This window comes from Pseudomonas sp. SWRI18, from assembly GCF_014268345.1.
Lineage (GTDB): Bacteria > Pseudomonadota > Gammaproteobacteria > Pseudomonadales > Pseudomonadaceae > Aquipseudomonas > Aquipseudomonas cedrina.
In genome coordinates, this window is the sequence record NZ_JACCQQ010000002.1 from 86,365 (window position 1) to 100,440 (window position 14,076).

Consider the following 14,076-nt stretch of genomic DNA (forward strand, 5'->3'; position numbering starts at 1 on the left):
GAAAGTTCAGGCAAACGCGGCGGTTTCGTTCTTTTTTTCGAACAGGCTATTGCCCTGTACCCCCATTGATCCTAGGATTCGTTTGAGATTTCAAACGCTCTGCCTCTCGTGCGCTATCTATTCACTGTGGCGCGTTGAGGCCGATTTCCCTGACGGCAGCCCACAAGGCGCCTTTCAACAACTCTAATTCGCTCCGCGTGCGCGCGGTGCTGTTAAGGAAAGCCGACATGCAGCTCAAAGACACCCAGTTGTTCCGCCAGCAAGCCTTTATCGATGGCGCTTGGGTCGATGCGGACAACGGTCAGACGATCAAGGTCAACAACCCCGCCACGGGCGAGATTCTCGGTACCGTGCCGAAGATGGGCGCCGCGGAAACCCGCCGGGCCATCGAGGCCGCCGACAAGGCGTTGCCGGCCTGGCGTGCGCTCACCGCCAAGGAGCGCGCCAATAAGCTGCGCCGTTGGTTTGAGCTGTTGATCGAAAACCAGGATGACCTCGGTCGCCTGATGACCCTCGAGCAGGGCAAGCCGCTGGCGGAAGCCAAGGGCGAAATCGTCTATGCCGCCTCCTTTATCGAGTGGTTCGCCGAAGAAGCCAAGCGCATCTATGGCGACGTGATCCCCGGCCACCAGCCCGACAAGCGTCTGATCGTGATCAAGCAGCCCATCGGTGTGACCGCAGCGATCACGCCGTGGAACTTCCCGGCCGCGATGATCACCCGTAAAGCCGGCCCGGCCCTGGCCGCCGGTTGCACCATGGTGATCAAGCCGGCGTCGCAAACGCCGTTTTCGGCCTTGGCGCTGGTTGAGCTGGCGCACCGTGCCGGCATCCCTAAAGGCGTGTTGAGCGTGGTTACCGGCAGCGCTGGCGACATCGGCGGCGAGCTGACCAGCAACCCGATCGTGCGTAAGTTGTCGTTCACCGGCTCGACTGAAATCGGTCGCCAGTTGATGGCCGAATGCGCCAAGGACATCAAGAAGGTTTCCCTGGAGCTGGGCGGTAACGCGCCGTTCATCGTGTTCGACGACGCCGACCTGGATAAGGCCGTCGAAGGTGCGATCATTTCCAAATACCGCAACAATGGCCAGACCTGCGTCTGCGCCAACCGCCTGTACATCCAGGACTCGGTCTACGACGCGTTCGCGGAAAAACTCAAGGTGGCCGTGGCCAAGCTCAAGATCGGCAACGGTCTGGAAGAAGGCACCACCACTGGTCCGCTGATCGACGAGAAGGCCGTGGCCAAGGTCCAGGAACACATTGCCGATGCCCTGAGCAAAGGCGCGACGCTGCTGGCCGGTGGCAAGGCGATGGAAGGCAACTTCTTCGAGCCGACCATCCTCACCAACGTGTCGAAAGACGCGGCCGTGGCCAAGGAAGAAACCTTCGGTCCGCTCGCACCGCTGTTCCGCTTTAAAGACGAAGCCGAAGTGATCGCAATGGCCAACGACACCGAGTTCGGCCTGGCTTCGTACTTCTATGCCCGCGACCTGGGCCGTGTGTTCCGTGTAGCTGAAGCCCTGGAATACGGCATGGTCGGCGTCAACACCGGGTTGATCTCCAACGAAGTGGCGCCGTTCGGCGGCATCAAGGCGTCGGGCCTGGGCCGTGAGGGCTCCAAGTACGGGATCGAGGATTACCTGGAAATCAAATACCTCTGCCTGGGCATCTAAGCCCTGTAAGAGATTGCAGTAAACGCAGAGGGCACGAGAGCGCTGACCCTTTGCGTGTTTCACCCCGTTATTCGCAGTGGCCGGGAAAGCTGTGGCAGTCGATCATCGCATGCTGCCGTAGTTGCCTCCCCGCCACCTATCCTTGAGCCACGCCGCCCGATGAGCGGCGAATGAGGACTTTATGAGCAAGACCAACGCTTCCCTGATGAAACGCCGCGAAGCCGCTGTACCGCGCGGTGTTGGCCAGATTCACCCGATCTTCGCCGAATCGGCGAAGAACGCCACCGTGACCGACGTTGAAGGTCGCGAGTTCATCGACTTCGCCGGCGGTATCGCCGTGCTGAACACCGGCCACGTGCACCCGAAAATCATCGCCGCCGTGACCGAACAGCTGAACAAGCTGACCCACACTTGCTTCCAGGTCCTGGCCTACGAGCCTTACGTGGAACTGTGCGAAAAAATCAACGCCAAGGTCCCAGGTGATTTCGCCAAGAAAACCCTGCTGGTCACCACCGGTTCCGAAGCGGTGGAAAACGCGGTGAAGATCGCCCGTGCCGCCACCGGCCGTGCCGGCGTGATCGCGTTCACCGGCGCTTACCATGGCCGTACCATGATGACCCTGGGCCTCACCGGCAAAGTCGTGCCGTACTCGGCCGGCATGGGCTTGATGCCCGGCGGCGTGTTCCGTGCGCTGTTCCCGAATGAACTGCACGGCGTGAGCGACGACGATGCCATCGCCAGCATCGAGCGCATTTTCAAGAACGATGCCGAGCCGCGTGATATCGCTGCAATCATCATCGAGCCGGTGCAGGGTGAGGGCGGTTTCTACGTCGCGCCCAAGTCCTTCATGAAGCGCCTGCGCGAGCTGTGCGACAAGCACGGCATCCTGCTGATCGCCGACGAAGTGCAAACCGGTGCCGGCCGTACCGGTACCTTCTTCGCCATGGAACAGATGGGCGTTGCCGCCGACCTGACCACCTTCGCCAAATCCATCGCCGGCGGTTTCCCGCTGGCCGGTGTGTGCGGCAAGGCCGAATACATGGACGCCATCGCCCCAGGCGGCCTGGGCGGCACCTACGCCGGTAGCCCGATCGCTTGCGCGGCCGCGCTGGCGGTGATGGAGGTGTTTGAAGAAGAGCACCTGCTGGACCGCTGCAAGGCGGTGGGCGAGCGTCTGGTGACTGGCCTCAAGGCGATCCAGGCCAAGTACCCGGTGATCGGCGAAGTGCGCGCCCTGGGCGCGATGATCGCGGTCGAGCTGTTCGAGAATGGCGACAGCCACAAGCCAAACGCGGCGGCGGTCGCCTCGGTGGTGGCCAAGGCGCGTGACAAGGGGCTGATCCTGTTGTCCTGCGGTACCTACGGCAACGTGTTGCGCGTACTGGTGCCGCTGACCTCGCCGGACGAGCAGTTGGACAAAGGCTTGGCGATCATTGAAGAGTGCTTCTCCGAGCTGTAAGCGCAGGCTGGCCTGATCGAAAAAAAACCCGCTTCGGCGGGTTTTTTTGTACCGGTGGCAAGGCGCGCAAGGCCTGGAGGGCGACATAAATCCAAATGTGGGAGCGGGCTTGCTCGCGAAAGCGGTGGGTCAGTTAAAACATCTGTGACTGACACTCCGCCTTCGCGAGCAAGCCCGCTCCCACATTGGATCTCTGGTGTAGCCACTGAAAGTGTTCGATCTCAGCCCGCCACCACGCGGTTCTTGCCCAAACGCTTGGCCTCGTACATGGCGGTATCGGCCCGGGCGAACAAATTGTCCAGCGTCGAGTCTTGTTCGGTGAGGCTGGCAAGGCCCTGGCTGATGGTCACGCTGAAGGTCTGGCCCGCATAACTGAAGCTCAGCGCCTGGATCTCCCTGCCCAGCCGCTCGGCGACTTGCAGGGCCATTTCCGGCGAGCAACCGGGTAGCACGGCTGCAAATTCTTCGCCGCCAATGCGCCCGAACAGGTCGCCACGGCGCAATACGCTGCGACCGCTCTCGGCGATACGGCGCAATACCTGGTCGCCTTCGAGGTGGCCGTAGGTATCGTTGACGTCCTTGAAGTCATCGATGTCCAGCAGCAGGAAGGCCAGCGGCGCGCCTTGGGCGCAGGCGCTGTCGAAGGCCTGGTTGGCGCATTCGAAGAAATGTCGGCGGTTGCTGCTCTGGGTCAGCACGTCGGTGGTGGCCAGACGGTGCAGCTCCAGTTCCATCTGTTTCTTTTCGGTGATGTCTTCGGCCATGCCCACTACCACCAGCGGTTCGTCGGGGTCGGCCTGCTGGTTGATGTAACACTTGTCGCTCAGCCAGCGGATCTGCCCGTCGGCGGTGATGATGCGGTACTCGCGGTCCTCCACGGTGCCGGTTTCCAGCACGCGGGCCAGGCTGTGTTCGGCGTAGTCGAGGTCTTCGGGGTGGATGCTGTTGCGCCATTCCCGATAGTCGGCAAGCAGCAGGCCGGCGGAGCGTCCGAATATGCGCTCATAGGCGGGGCTCACATAGAGTACGCGGCGGGTCTCCCAGTCGATGGCCCACAGCACCGCATTGACGCTGACCAGCAGCGAACTCAGCAGCTGTTCGCGTTCACTCAAGCGCTCGACCTCACCCTGTGCATGCACCAGCGCCAGCAGGGTTGAAGCCGCAGCCGGACGCGGGTGTTCAGCGACGGGTGGATCAGGCAAACAAGGCTTTTCGTGAACCATCGGCACAACTCTCTCTGGGCGCGCCGCAAGGTGGAGCAGCGGTCACAACAAGGGGCCACCATGATGGCGAAGTGTTCATTGAGAGAGGCGAATTGCAGTGAAGTTCCGTCAACAGGACCGATTGCCGGTGACCGAGAAATGACGCCAAAAAGCTGCGGGGTGGGAGGGAAGGCCCTCCCACCGTACCCTCATACGGTTACAGGGCGCAGCGAATAGGTTTTCAATTGATGGGCGAAGTCCCGCAGGGACTGGATGCCGCTGGCCTCGGCCTCGTGCACCCATTCCTTGATGGCGGCGAGCATATCGTGGCCGTTTGAACTGGTCTTCAGCCAGATCTGCTGCAGCGCCAGGCGCTTTTCGTAGATCACTTTCAGGGCCTGGCTGTGTTCCAGCATGCTCTGGATGCGCAGGTGATGGCGGTCGTCCAGCAAGCTGGTTTCCCGCGACAGCAGGCGCTTGGCGCGGTGGAACTGGTGGCGCACCGAGTGATCGACCTTTTCCAGCTCCTGTTTGACCAGCGGGCCAATGACCAATTTGCGGTACTGGGCCATGATCTGGAAGCGGTTGTTGAGGATCGCCATGGCGGTGTCCATGTCCAGGTGGCCCTTGCCTTCCACGCGATGGGCGATAGGGGCGACGCGTTGCACCTTGGCCAGGCGCAGAAAGCTGAATACCTTGATCCACGCCCAGCCCAGGTCGAACTCCCACTTCTTCACCGACAGCTTGGCGGAGTTGGGGTAGGTGTGATGGTTGTTATGCAGCTCTTCGCCACCCACGATAATGCCCCATGGCACCAGGTTGGTCGCCGCGTCACGGCATTCGAAATTGCGATAGCCCACGGCATGGCCCAGGCCATTGATTACGCCGGCGGCCCAGAAGGGAATCCACATCATCTGGATCGCCCAGATCGTGATGCCGATGGTGCCGAACAGCAGCAGGTCGATCACGCCCATGATCGCCACGCCCAGCAGCGGATAGCGCGTGTAGACCTTGCGCTCGATCCAGTCGTCCGGGCAGTTCTTGCCGTAGATGCGCAGGGTCTCGGGGTTCTCGGCCTCGGTGCGGTACAGCTCGGCGCCTTTGCGCAGCACGGTCGACAGGCCTTTGATCACCGGGCTGTGCGGGTCGTCGACGGTTTCGCACTTGGCGTGATGCTTGCGGTGGATAGCGGTCCACTCGCGGGTGTTCTGCGCCGTGGTCAACCACAGCCAGAAGCGGAAGAAGTGTTTCAGGCCGGCATTGAGCTCCAGGGAGCGATGGGCTGAATAACGATGCAGATAGACCGTGACCGCAATAATGGTCACGTGGGTCATCAACAGAGTGACCGCCACCAGTTGCCAGGCTGACAGGTCAAGAAAACCGTTGTACCACATAGGCTGTATGGCCCTCAGATAAAGAAAAGAACAGCTCACGCATTATCACTAAGCCTACACAGAAAACCAGCCGCCCTTTCAGATAGGAGTGACTGGATGTTTCTTATTCTATAATCCGCAACCTTCGTAGGGCGATTCTGTTTTTGGGTAAGGATTACTGACCATATGCTGTTTTCATACCGAGGTGCCCTGCGTGCGGGGCTGGTGTACCTGCTGGTTTCCGTGCTGTGGATAAGCCTCACGCCCGCGATATTGATCGAATTTCTCGATAACCCGAGTGAGCTGACCGATTGGCTGCAGGTTCGCGGCTATGTGTGGGTGGCCCTCAGTGCCGTGGCGATTTCCCTGCTTTGCGCCCGATTTGCCCGTGCCAGCCAGTTGCTGCAACCCCTCAAGGAAAACCGCGAGCGCCTGCGCCAGGCAGCTGCGGTGTTCGATTGCACCCGCGAAGGCGTGCTGGTGACCGACGCGCAGGGACTGATTGTCCACGTTAATCGGGCTTTTATGGCGATCACCGGCTACCAGCGCGAAGACGTCATAGGCCAGCAGCCGAGCCTGTTCAAGTCCGGGCGCCATTCGTCGAATTTTTACCAGCAGATGTTCCAGAGCCTGGCGCGCACCGGCGAATGGAGCGGAGAAATCTGGAACCGACGCAAAAGCGGGGAGATTTATCCACAGTGGCAAACCATTCGGGTGATCTTCGATGACCAAGGCCAGGTCTCGCATTACGTCGCGGTGTTTTCCGACATCAGCGCCATCAAGGACTCCGAGCACGAACTGGCTCACCTTGCGCACCACGACCCGCTGACCGACCTGCCCAACCGCCTGCTGTTCACCGACCGCGCCGAGCAGGCGCTGGCCTCGGCGCAACTGCACAAGCGCGGTTGCGCCCTGCTGTTACTGGACCTGGACCACTTCAAGATCATCAACGACAGCCTCGGCCATAACGTCGGTGACCAGTTGCTCAAACTGGTGGGCGAACGGCTCACGGCGCTGCTCGGCCCAGGTGTGACCCTGGCGCGCCTGGGCGGTGATGAGTTCGCCGTGCTGGCGGAAAGTTGTCCACAGCTGGCCCAGGCCGGCGGCCTGGCGCAACGTATTTTGGAGACGATGAAACAACCGTTCATCTTCGATGGCCACCAACTGTTTATCAGCGCCAGTATCGGTATCAGCCTCTTCCCCAACGACGCCCTGAGCGCCGAACAACTGCTGCGTAACGCCGATTCCGCGCTGTTCAAGGCCAAGAGTGCCGGCCGCGAAGGCTATGCGTTGTACACCGAAGAACTCACCGCTCACGCGCAGAACCGTGTGGAAATCGCCAGCGAATTGCGCCGCGCCCTCGAGCGGCAGGAGCTCTGCGTCTATTACCAACCGGTGCATGAGCTGCACGGCGGCCGCTTGATCGGCGTCGAGGCGTTGGTGCGCTGGCAGCACCCGGAGCGGGGCCTGGTGCCCCCGGTCGAGTTCATCCCCATTGCCGAACGCACCGGGTTGATCGCCGAGATCGATGCCTGGGTCATGAACCAGGCCTGCCGGCAAATGTGCCAATGGTTGTCCCAGGGCGCGCCCTTGAGTTTCATCGCCGTCAACGTGTCCAGCCGCCTGTTTGCGCGGCGCGAGCTGTATGCGCAGGTCGCCCAGGTGCTGCATGAAACCGGCCTGGACCCTGCATTTCTTGAACTGGAGGTCACTGAAAGCGCCGTGATGCAAGACCCGGAGGTCGCCCTGGAGCAGATGCACCGCCTGCGCGAGCTGGGCCTGCGCCTGGCCATCGATGACTTTGGCACCGGCTATTCCTCATTGCTGCGCCTCAAGCGCCTGCCGGTACAGAAACTCAAGATCGACCAGGGTTTTGTCGCCGGGCTGCCGTGGGACGAAGATGACGCCGCGATTGTGCGCGTGGTGATCGCCCTGGCCAAAAGTATGGGCATGCAGGTGCATGCCGAGGGGATCGAGCAGGTGGAGCAGGCGCGGTTTCTGCTCGACCAGCAGTGCGATATGGGGCAGGGATATTGGTTCGGCCGGCCGGTGCCGGCAGAAGAGATAGATTGGTCGACAGCACCCGTCATTAGAACTTGAAATGCGGTCAAAAAAATGTGGGAGCGGGCTTGCTCGCGAATGCGGTAGCTCAGTCGACATCTTCAGTGACTGACACTCCGCTTTCGCGAGCAAGCCCGCTCCCACATTGGAATCTCTTCAGGTTTGACGCCTGCATCTCAAAACGAAACCTGCACCTAACCCCACGCCCCAATAGGAAGTTATTTTTGGTTATATAAACATTCTTAAATAGTATTTTTAAGAATATCCGCGCTTGTCTACTATCGCCCTCACGCCACAAGCAGTGCCACTACTGTGCAGGCATCTTCATTTCAGGAGCGAGACCATGAGCGCATCTCTACGTAGCGTTGACGGCCAGGACGAAGCAGCCATTTTGCGCGAGATCCAGAGCGCCCTGCGCGATCTGCGGTTTGGCGCGGTGGAAATCACGGTGCACAACGCGCAAGTCGTGCAGATTGAACGCAAAGAGAAATTCCGCCTGCAGAACCCGGGTAACAAACCGAGCTAAGCAACAACGGCGATAGACCCGCAACTATAAGAAAAAGCCAACACCCCAGAATTTCAGGAGCTTCTATGTCGTCGATTCGCCGTTATGCCCTGGCCGCCCTGGCCAGCGCCGTGTTTGCAGGTTCCGCGGTTGCCAAGGACTACGAGTTGCTCAACGTCTCGTACGACCCTACCCGTGAGCTGTACCAGGATTACAACGCTGAGTTCACCAGCTTCTGGAAACAGTCCCACCCCGGCGACACCGTCAAGATCCAGCAATCCCACGGTGGTTCGGGCAAGCAGGCCCGGGCTGTGATCGATGGCCTGCGCGCCGACGTGGTCACCCTGGCCCTGGCGGGTGACATCGACGAAGTTGCCAAGCTGGGCAAGACGCTCCCGGAAAATTGGCAGACCCGCCTGCCGGATGCCAGCACCCCGTACACCTCGACCATCGTGTTCCTGGTGCGCAAGGGCAACCCCAAAGGCATCAAGGATTGGGGCGACCTGATCAAGAAAGACGTGTCGGTGATCACGCCAAACCCGAAAACCTCCGGCGGCGCCCGCTGGAATTTCCTCGCCGCCTGGGCCTACGGCCTGAAAGCCGGTGGCAGCGAAGCCAAGGCTCAGGAATACGTCAAGGAGCTGTTCAAGCACGTGCCGGTGCTGGACACCGGTGCGCGCGGTTCAACCATCACCTTCGTCAACAACGGTCAGGGTGACGTGTTGCTGGCCTGGGAAAACGAAGCCTTCCTGGCCCTGAAAGAAGACGGCGGCGCCGACAAGTTCGATATCGTCGTGCCTTCGCTGTCGATCCTCGCGGAGCCGCCAGTGGCCGTGGTCGACAAGAACGCCGAGAAGAAGGGCAACACCGAGATCGCCACCGAATACCTCAAGCACCTGTACAGCCCGGCTGGCCAGGAAATTGCGGCGAAAAACTTCTACCGCCCACGCGATGAGAAAGTCGCCGCCAAATACGCCCAGCAGTTCCCGAAACTGGACCTGGTGACTATCGACAAAGACTTCGGCGGCTGGAAAACTGCCCAACCGAAATTCTTTAACGACGGTGGCGTGTTCGACCAGATCTACACGGCGCAGTAAGCCGAATTAACAGGAGCGCGCTCTGCTGTGATCAGTTAAGCAAACGCAATGCTCAAAGCAATGAAGATCAAATGTGGGAGCGGGCTTGCTCGCGAAAGCGGAGTGCCAGGCAAAGATGTTTTAACTGAACCACCGCTTTCGCGAGCAAGCCCGCTCCCACAGGAAAAGCAGCTCCCCAGGAAAGTGCGTTCCTGCAGTGGTATCTACCCGCTAACCAAGGACTCTTATGTCGCGTCGTACCTCCCCCGTCATACCCGGCTTCGGGCTGACGCTGGGCTACACCGTCGTGTACCTCAGCCTGATCGTACTCATCCCGCTGGCGGCGATGTTTGTGCACGCTGCCCAACTCACCTGGGATCAGTTCTGGGCCATCATTTCCGCACCGCGCGTGCTGGCGGCATTGAAGCTGAGCTTCAGCACTGCGTTGTACGCCGCGCTGATCAACGGCGTGATCGGCACGCTGCTGGCCTGGGTGCTGGTGCGCTACACCTTCCCCGGCCGCAAGATCATCGATGCGATGATCGACCTGCCGTTCGCCCTGCCCACCGCCGTAGCCGGTATCGCGCTGACGGCCTTGTACGCGCCGAACGGCTTTGTCGGCCAGTTCGCCGCCGACCTGGGCTTCAAGATCGCCTACACCCCCTTGGGCATCACCCTGGCGCTGACCTTCGTCACGTTGCCATTCGTGGTGCGCACGGTGCAACCGGTGCTCGCCGACATCCCCCGGGAAGTCGAGGAAGCCGCCGCCTGCCTGGGCGCCAAGCCGTTGCAGGTGTTCCGCTACATCCTGGTGCCTGCGTTGCTGCCGGCCTGGTTGACCGGTTTCGCCCTGGCATTTGCCCGTGGCGTCGGTGAGTACGGTTCGGTGATCTTCATCGCCGGCAACATGCCGATGAAAACCGAGATACTGCCGCTGCTGATCATGGTCAAGCTTGACCAATACGACTATCGCGGCGCCACGTCCATCGGCGTGCTGATGCTGGTGGTTTCCTTTGTATTGCTGCTGCTGATCAACTTGTTGCAGCGGCGCATCGAACGTCCATAAGGAGGCGCGGAACATGTCCCAATCGTCTATTTCCGCCGCGTCCTCGGCCAACGCCGCCCGCCGTGGCAGCGCTGTGTCGCGACGTATCCTGATCGGCCTTGGTTGGCTGGTGTTCGTCCTGTTTCTGCTGTTGCCGCTGCTGATCGTGGTGACCCAGGGCCTGAAAAACGGCCTTGGCGCGTTCTTTACCGCGATCCTCGAACCCGACGCGCTGTCGGCGCTGAAACTCACGGTGATCGCCGTGCTGATTTCGGTGCCGCTCAATGTGGTATTCGGCGTCAGCGCGGCCTGGTGCGTGAGCAAGTACTCGTTTCGAGGCAAAAGCATCCTGGTGACGCTGATCGACCTGCCGTTCTCGGTGTCGCCGGTGATCGCGGGCCTGGTCTACGTACTGATGTTCGGCGCCCAGGGCTTCTTCGGCCCGTGGTTGCAGGACCACGACATCCAGATCGTATTCGCCTTGCCCGGTATCGTGCTGGCGACCATCTTCGTCACCGTGCCCTTCGTGGCCCGTGAGCTGATCCCGCTGATGCAGGAACAGGGCACCCAGGAAGAAGAGGCCGCGCGCCTGCTGGGCGCCAATGGCTGGCAGATGTTCTGGCATGTCACCGTGCCGAATATCAAGTGGGGCCTGATCTACGGCGTGGTGCTGTGTACCGCGCGGGCCATGGGTGAGTTCGGCGCGGTGTCGGTGGTGTCCGGCCACATTCGCGGCGTCACCAATACCCTGCCGCTGCATGTCGAGATTCTCTACAACGAATACAACCACGTCGCCGCGTTTGCGGTGGCCAGCCTGTTGCTGATCCTGGCGCTCTTCATCCTGCTGCTCAAGCAGTGGAGCGAGAACCGTATCAACCGCCTGCGCAACAGCGCCGGTGAGGAATAAGTCATGTCGATCGAAGTCCGTAATGTCAGCAAGAATTTCAACGCCTTCAAGGCCCTCAACAGCATCAATCTGGACATCCAGAGTGGCGAGCTGGTGGCGTTGCTGGGCCCGTCCGGCTGTGGCAAGACCACCTTGCTGCGCATCATTGCAGGCCTGGAAACCCCGGATGACGGCAGCATCGTGTTCCACGGCGAAGACGTTTCCGGCCATGATGTGCGTGATCGCAACGTCGGGTTTGTGTTCCAGCACTATGCGTTGTTCCGCCACATGAGCGTGTTCGACAACGTGGCGTTCGGCCTGCGCATGAAACCGAAAAACCAGCGCCCGAGCGAAAGCCAGATCGCGGTCAAGGTGCATGAACTGCTGAACATGGTGCAGTTGGATTGGCTGTCGGACCGCTACCCGGAACAACTCTCCGGTGGCCAGCGCCAGCGTATCGCCCTGGCCCGCGCCCTGGCGGTGGAGCCGAAAGTGCTGTTGCTGGACGAGCCGTTCGGCGCCCTCGACGCCAAGGTGCGCAAGGAACTGCGCCGCTGGCTGGCGCGCCTGCACGAAGACATCAACCTGACCTCGGTGTTCGTGACCCACGACCAGGAAGAGGCCATGGAAGTCGCCGACCGCATCGTGGTGATGAACAAGGGTGTGATCGAGCAGATCGGCTCACCGGGCGAAGTCTACGAAAACCCGGCCAGCGATTTCGTCTACCACTTCCTCGGCGACTCCAACCGTCTGCATTTGGGTGAAGACAAACACCTGCTGTTCCGTCCGCACGAAGTGTCGCTGTCGCGGCATGAACTGGAGGATCACCATGCGGCCGAAGTGCGCGATATTCGCCCACTGGGCGCGACCACGCGAGTGACGCTCAAGGTTGAAGGCCAGCCCGAGCTGATCGAAGCTGAAGTGGTGAAGGACCATGACAGCCTGACCGGCCTGGCCCGTGGCGAGACCCTGTTCTTCAAGCCCAAGGTCTGGCAAAAAGCCTAATCACACCGCAACACCCAATGTGGGAGCGGGCTTCTGTGGGAGCAGGCAAGCCAGCTCCCACATGAGGTCTTTGTTAAGCCTTACACCGTGGCGTTTTTGCCGCGTACTACTACTGGCCCGGAGCGCTGCTCGATCTGCTGCTTCAACCCCTGCCGCAACCCCAGCAAAAACGCCAATTCCGCCACCACAAACAACGGCCCCACAATCAGCCCCGACACATCATCGATAAACGCCGGCTTCTTGCCTTCGTAGTAATGCCCGACAAACTGAATCGCCCAGCCCACCACAAACATCCCGACGCCACTGCCCAGCCACACCAGCGTGCTCTGCGCCGCCAGCACATGCCCGGCCCATACCGACAAACCCATCAGCAACGTCATCAATACGCCCAACGCCAGTTCCAGGCGCAGGTAAAACCACGCCGACAGCAGCGCGACAATCACCGCCGGTGAAATCCACACGCCACCGACCGCCCATTGCGGACGCGACAGCAGCACGGCGACCGCGACCACGATCAGTGGAATGCCAATAAAGTGGCTGGCGATATTGCGCGGGTCGCGGTGGTAGGCGGCGTATTGGCTGAGGTGGTCGACGAGGCTTTTCATTGTTATTCCTCCTGTAGGATGTTTGATCATGCCCTGTCAGCCTGTGGCGAACTGTCAGCTGGGCGACAATCTTCGGAGTTCTCATGGATGCAGAGAAATGGCACGCTCGCCTGGCCAGCGGGCACTGGTTCAGCCATCTGCCTGTCGAGCTACAGCGTAGCCTGCTGGCGGCCGCGCGGTTGCGCTCGCTGACGGCGGGGCAGTCGCTGTTCAAACGCGGCGATCCGCCGTGTGGGCTGTATGCGGTGCTGGACGGCGCGATGCGCATCAGCGCGGTGAATGCCCAGGGCAAGGAGGCGGTATTGAGCCTGGTGGAAACGCCTTACTGGTTCGGCGAAATCTGCCTGTTCGATAACTTGCCGCGCACCCACGATGCCCTGGCGATGGGCTCGTGCACCCTGTTGCAGGTACCGCAGGCGTCGATGCTCGACATTCTTGCCAGGCAGCCGCTGTATTGGCGCGACGTGGCGCTGTTGATGAGCCACAAATTGCGCCTGTCGTTGATCAACATCGAGCAGATGAGCCTGATGCCCGCGTCGGCGCGCCTGGCCCATCGGCTGCTGATGATCGCCGAAGGCTACGGCGAGATCGACCCGGCGCGCCGCACACTGCAACTGCCCCAGGAGGATCTGGCAGCGATGCTGGGCTTGTCGCGCCAGACCACCAACAGTCTGCTCAAGGCGCTGGAGCAACAGGGCATCATCGGCCTGAGTTACGCTGCGATTGAGGTGCTGGACTTGCAGGGCCTGCGGCAGGCGGCGGGCCTGTGAACTACGAGCCGCGATAGGTGGAAAAGCCGTAAGGGCTGAGCAACAGCGGAATATGGTAATGCTGGTCGGCCTGCTTGACCTGGAAGATCACCGGCACCTCGGGGAAGAATGTCTCGCGATTGGCTTTTTTGTAGTAATCGCCGGTCTTGAATACCACGCGGTACTCGCCGGGTTGCATGGCCTGGTTGGCCGGGAAGAGTTCGGCGATACGCCCCTGCTGGTTGGTGACGCCGTTGGACAGCGACTGCCAGTGATCGCCCACGTGCTGTTCGAGGGTGACGCTGACACCGGCAGACGGCAGGCCGTTTTCCAGGTTCAATACATGCACGCTCAGCGGGTTGCCGTCCGCCAGCGCCAGGCTGCTCAGGCCGCTCAGGCTGAGGGCGGCAAGGGTCATGTTCAGGGTTTTCATCGATGTT

Annotated in this window: 13 protein-coding genes; 9 read left to right on the forward strand and 4 right to left on the reverse strand. The window is 60.9% G+C overall.

Annotated elements, in window-relative coordinates:
* Positions 1–227: 227 nt before the first annotated feature.
* Both gabD and gabT read left to right on the forward strand, forming a co-directional pair.
* Entirely contained in the window at positions 228–1,670 is a 1,443-nt protein-coding gene (gene gabD / locus H0Z09_RS03065) for an NADP-dependent succinate-semialdehyde dehydrogenase (protein WP_076951528.1), read from the forward strand.
* Between the two features lie 181 nt (positions 1,671–1,851).
* On the forward strand, positions 1,852–3,129 hold the full coding sequence (gene gabT / locus H0Z09_RS03070; protein ID WP_186687185.1) for a 4-aminobutyrate--2-oxoglutarate transaminase: 1,278 nt from the start codon (positions 1,852–1,854) through the stop codon (positions 3,127–3,129).
* A gap of 221 nt (positions 3,130–3,350) precedes the next feature.
* Here gabT and H0Z09_RS03075 read toward each other — a convergent pair whose 3' ends face one another.
* Together H0Z09_RS03075 and desA are read right to left on the reverse strand one after the other, a co-directional pair.
* Positions 3,351–4,352 carry a sensor domain-containing diguanylate cyclase gene (locus H0Z09_RS03075; RefSeq protein ID WP_186687187.1) on the reverse strand — a complete coding sequence of 334 codons (1,002 nt, stop codon included), beginning with the start codon at positions 4,350–4,352 and terminating at the stop codon, positions 3,351–3,353.
* A gap of 188 nt (positions 4,353–4,540) precedes the next feature.
* Positions 4,541–5,725 (reverse strand): delta-9 fatty acid desaturase DesA, encoded by a 1,185-nt coding sequence (desA, locus tag H0Z09_RS03080; protein WP_186687189.1) that lies wholly within the window; start codon positions 5,723–5,725, stop codon positions 4,541–4,543.
* 165 nt (positions 5,726–5,890) lie between these two features.
* On the opposite strand from desA, the gene dibA reads away from it, so the two are divergent.
* The 6 genes from dibA to H0Z09_RS03110 all read left to right on the forward strand — a co-directional run bounded on the left by dibA (position 5,891) and on the right by H0Z09_RS03110 (position 12,282).
* The gene (gene dibA, locus H0Z09_RS03085) at positions 5,891–7,804 is read left to right on the forward strand and encodes a phosphodiesterase DibA (protein WP_186687191.1); all 1,914 of its coding nucleotides are present in this window, start codon (positions 5,891–5,893) and stop codon (positions 7,802–7,804) included.
* Between the two features lie 304 nt (positions 7,805–8,108).
* Positions 8,109–8,291 (forward strand): sulfur starvation response protein OscA, encoded by a 183-nt coding sequence (gene oscA / locus H0Z09_RS03090; protein WP_003170956.1) that lies wholly within the window; start codon positions 8,109–8,111, stop codon positions 8,289–8,291.
* Positions 8,292–8,356: 65 nt separating this feature from the next.
* Positions 8,357–9,367, forward strand: coding sequence for a sulfate ABC transporter substrate-binding protein (locus tag H0Z09_RS03095; RefSeq protein ID WP_076951533.1), 1,011 nt, complete (start codon positions 8,357–8,359; stop codon positions 9,365–9,367).
* 226 nt (positions 9,368–9,593) lie between these two features.
* A complete protein-coding gene (gene cysT, locus H0Z09_RS03100; protein WP_076951534.1) occupies positions 9,594–10,412 on the forward strand; it encodes a sulfate ABC transporter permease subunit CysT in 819 nt (272 codons plus the stop codon).
* Positions 10,413–10,425: 13 nt separating this feature from the next.
* On the forward strand, positions 10,426–11,298 hold the full coding sequence (cysW, locus tag H0Z09_RS03105; protein WP_076951535.1) for a sulfate ABC transporter permease subunit CysW: 873 nt from the start codon (positions 10,426–10,428) through the stop codon (positions 11,296–11,298).
* A gap of 3 nt (positions 11,299–11,301) precedes the next feature.
* Positions 11,302–12,282 carry a sulfate ABC transporter ATP-binding protein gene (locus H0Z09_RS03110; RefSeq protein WP_076951536.1) on the forward strand — a complete coding sequence of 327 codons (981 nt, stop codon included), beginning with the start codon at positions 11,302–11,304 and terminating at the stop codon, positions 12,280–12,282.
* 80 nt (positions 12,283–12,362) lie between these two features.
* Here the strand turns inward: H0Z09_RS03110 and H0Z09_RS03115 are convergent, their stop codons facing one another.
* A complete protein-coding gene (locus tag H0Z09_RS03115; protein ID WP_186687193.1) occupies positions 12,363–12,887 on the reverse strand; it encodes an Mpo1-like protein in 525 nt (174 codons plus the stop codon).
* Between the two features lie 83 nt (positions 12,888–12,970).
* Between H0Z09_RS03115 and H0Z09_RS03120 the strand changes: the two genes are divergently transcribed.
* A complete protein-coding gene (locus H0Z09_RS03120; RefSeq protein WP_186687195.1) occupies positions 12,971–13,657 on the forward strand; it encodes a Crp/Fnr family transcriptional regulator in 687 nt (228 codons plus the stop codon).
* A gap of 1 nt (position 13,658) precedes the next feature.
* Here the strand turns inward: H0Z09_RS03120 and uraH are convergent, their stop codons facing one another.
* A complete protein-coding gene (gene uraH / locus H0Z09_RS03125) occupies positions 13,659–14,069 on the reverse strand; it encodes a hydroxyisourate hydrolase (protein ID WP_169379033.1) in 411 nt (136 codons plus the stop codon).
* Positions 14,070–14,076: the final 7 nt, after the last annotated feature.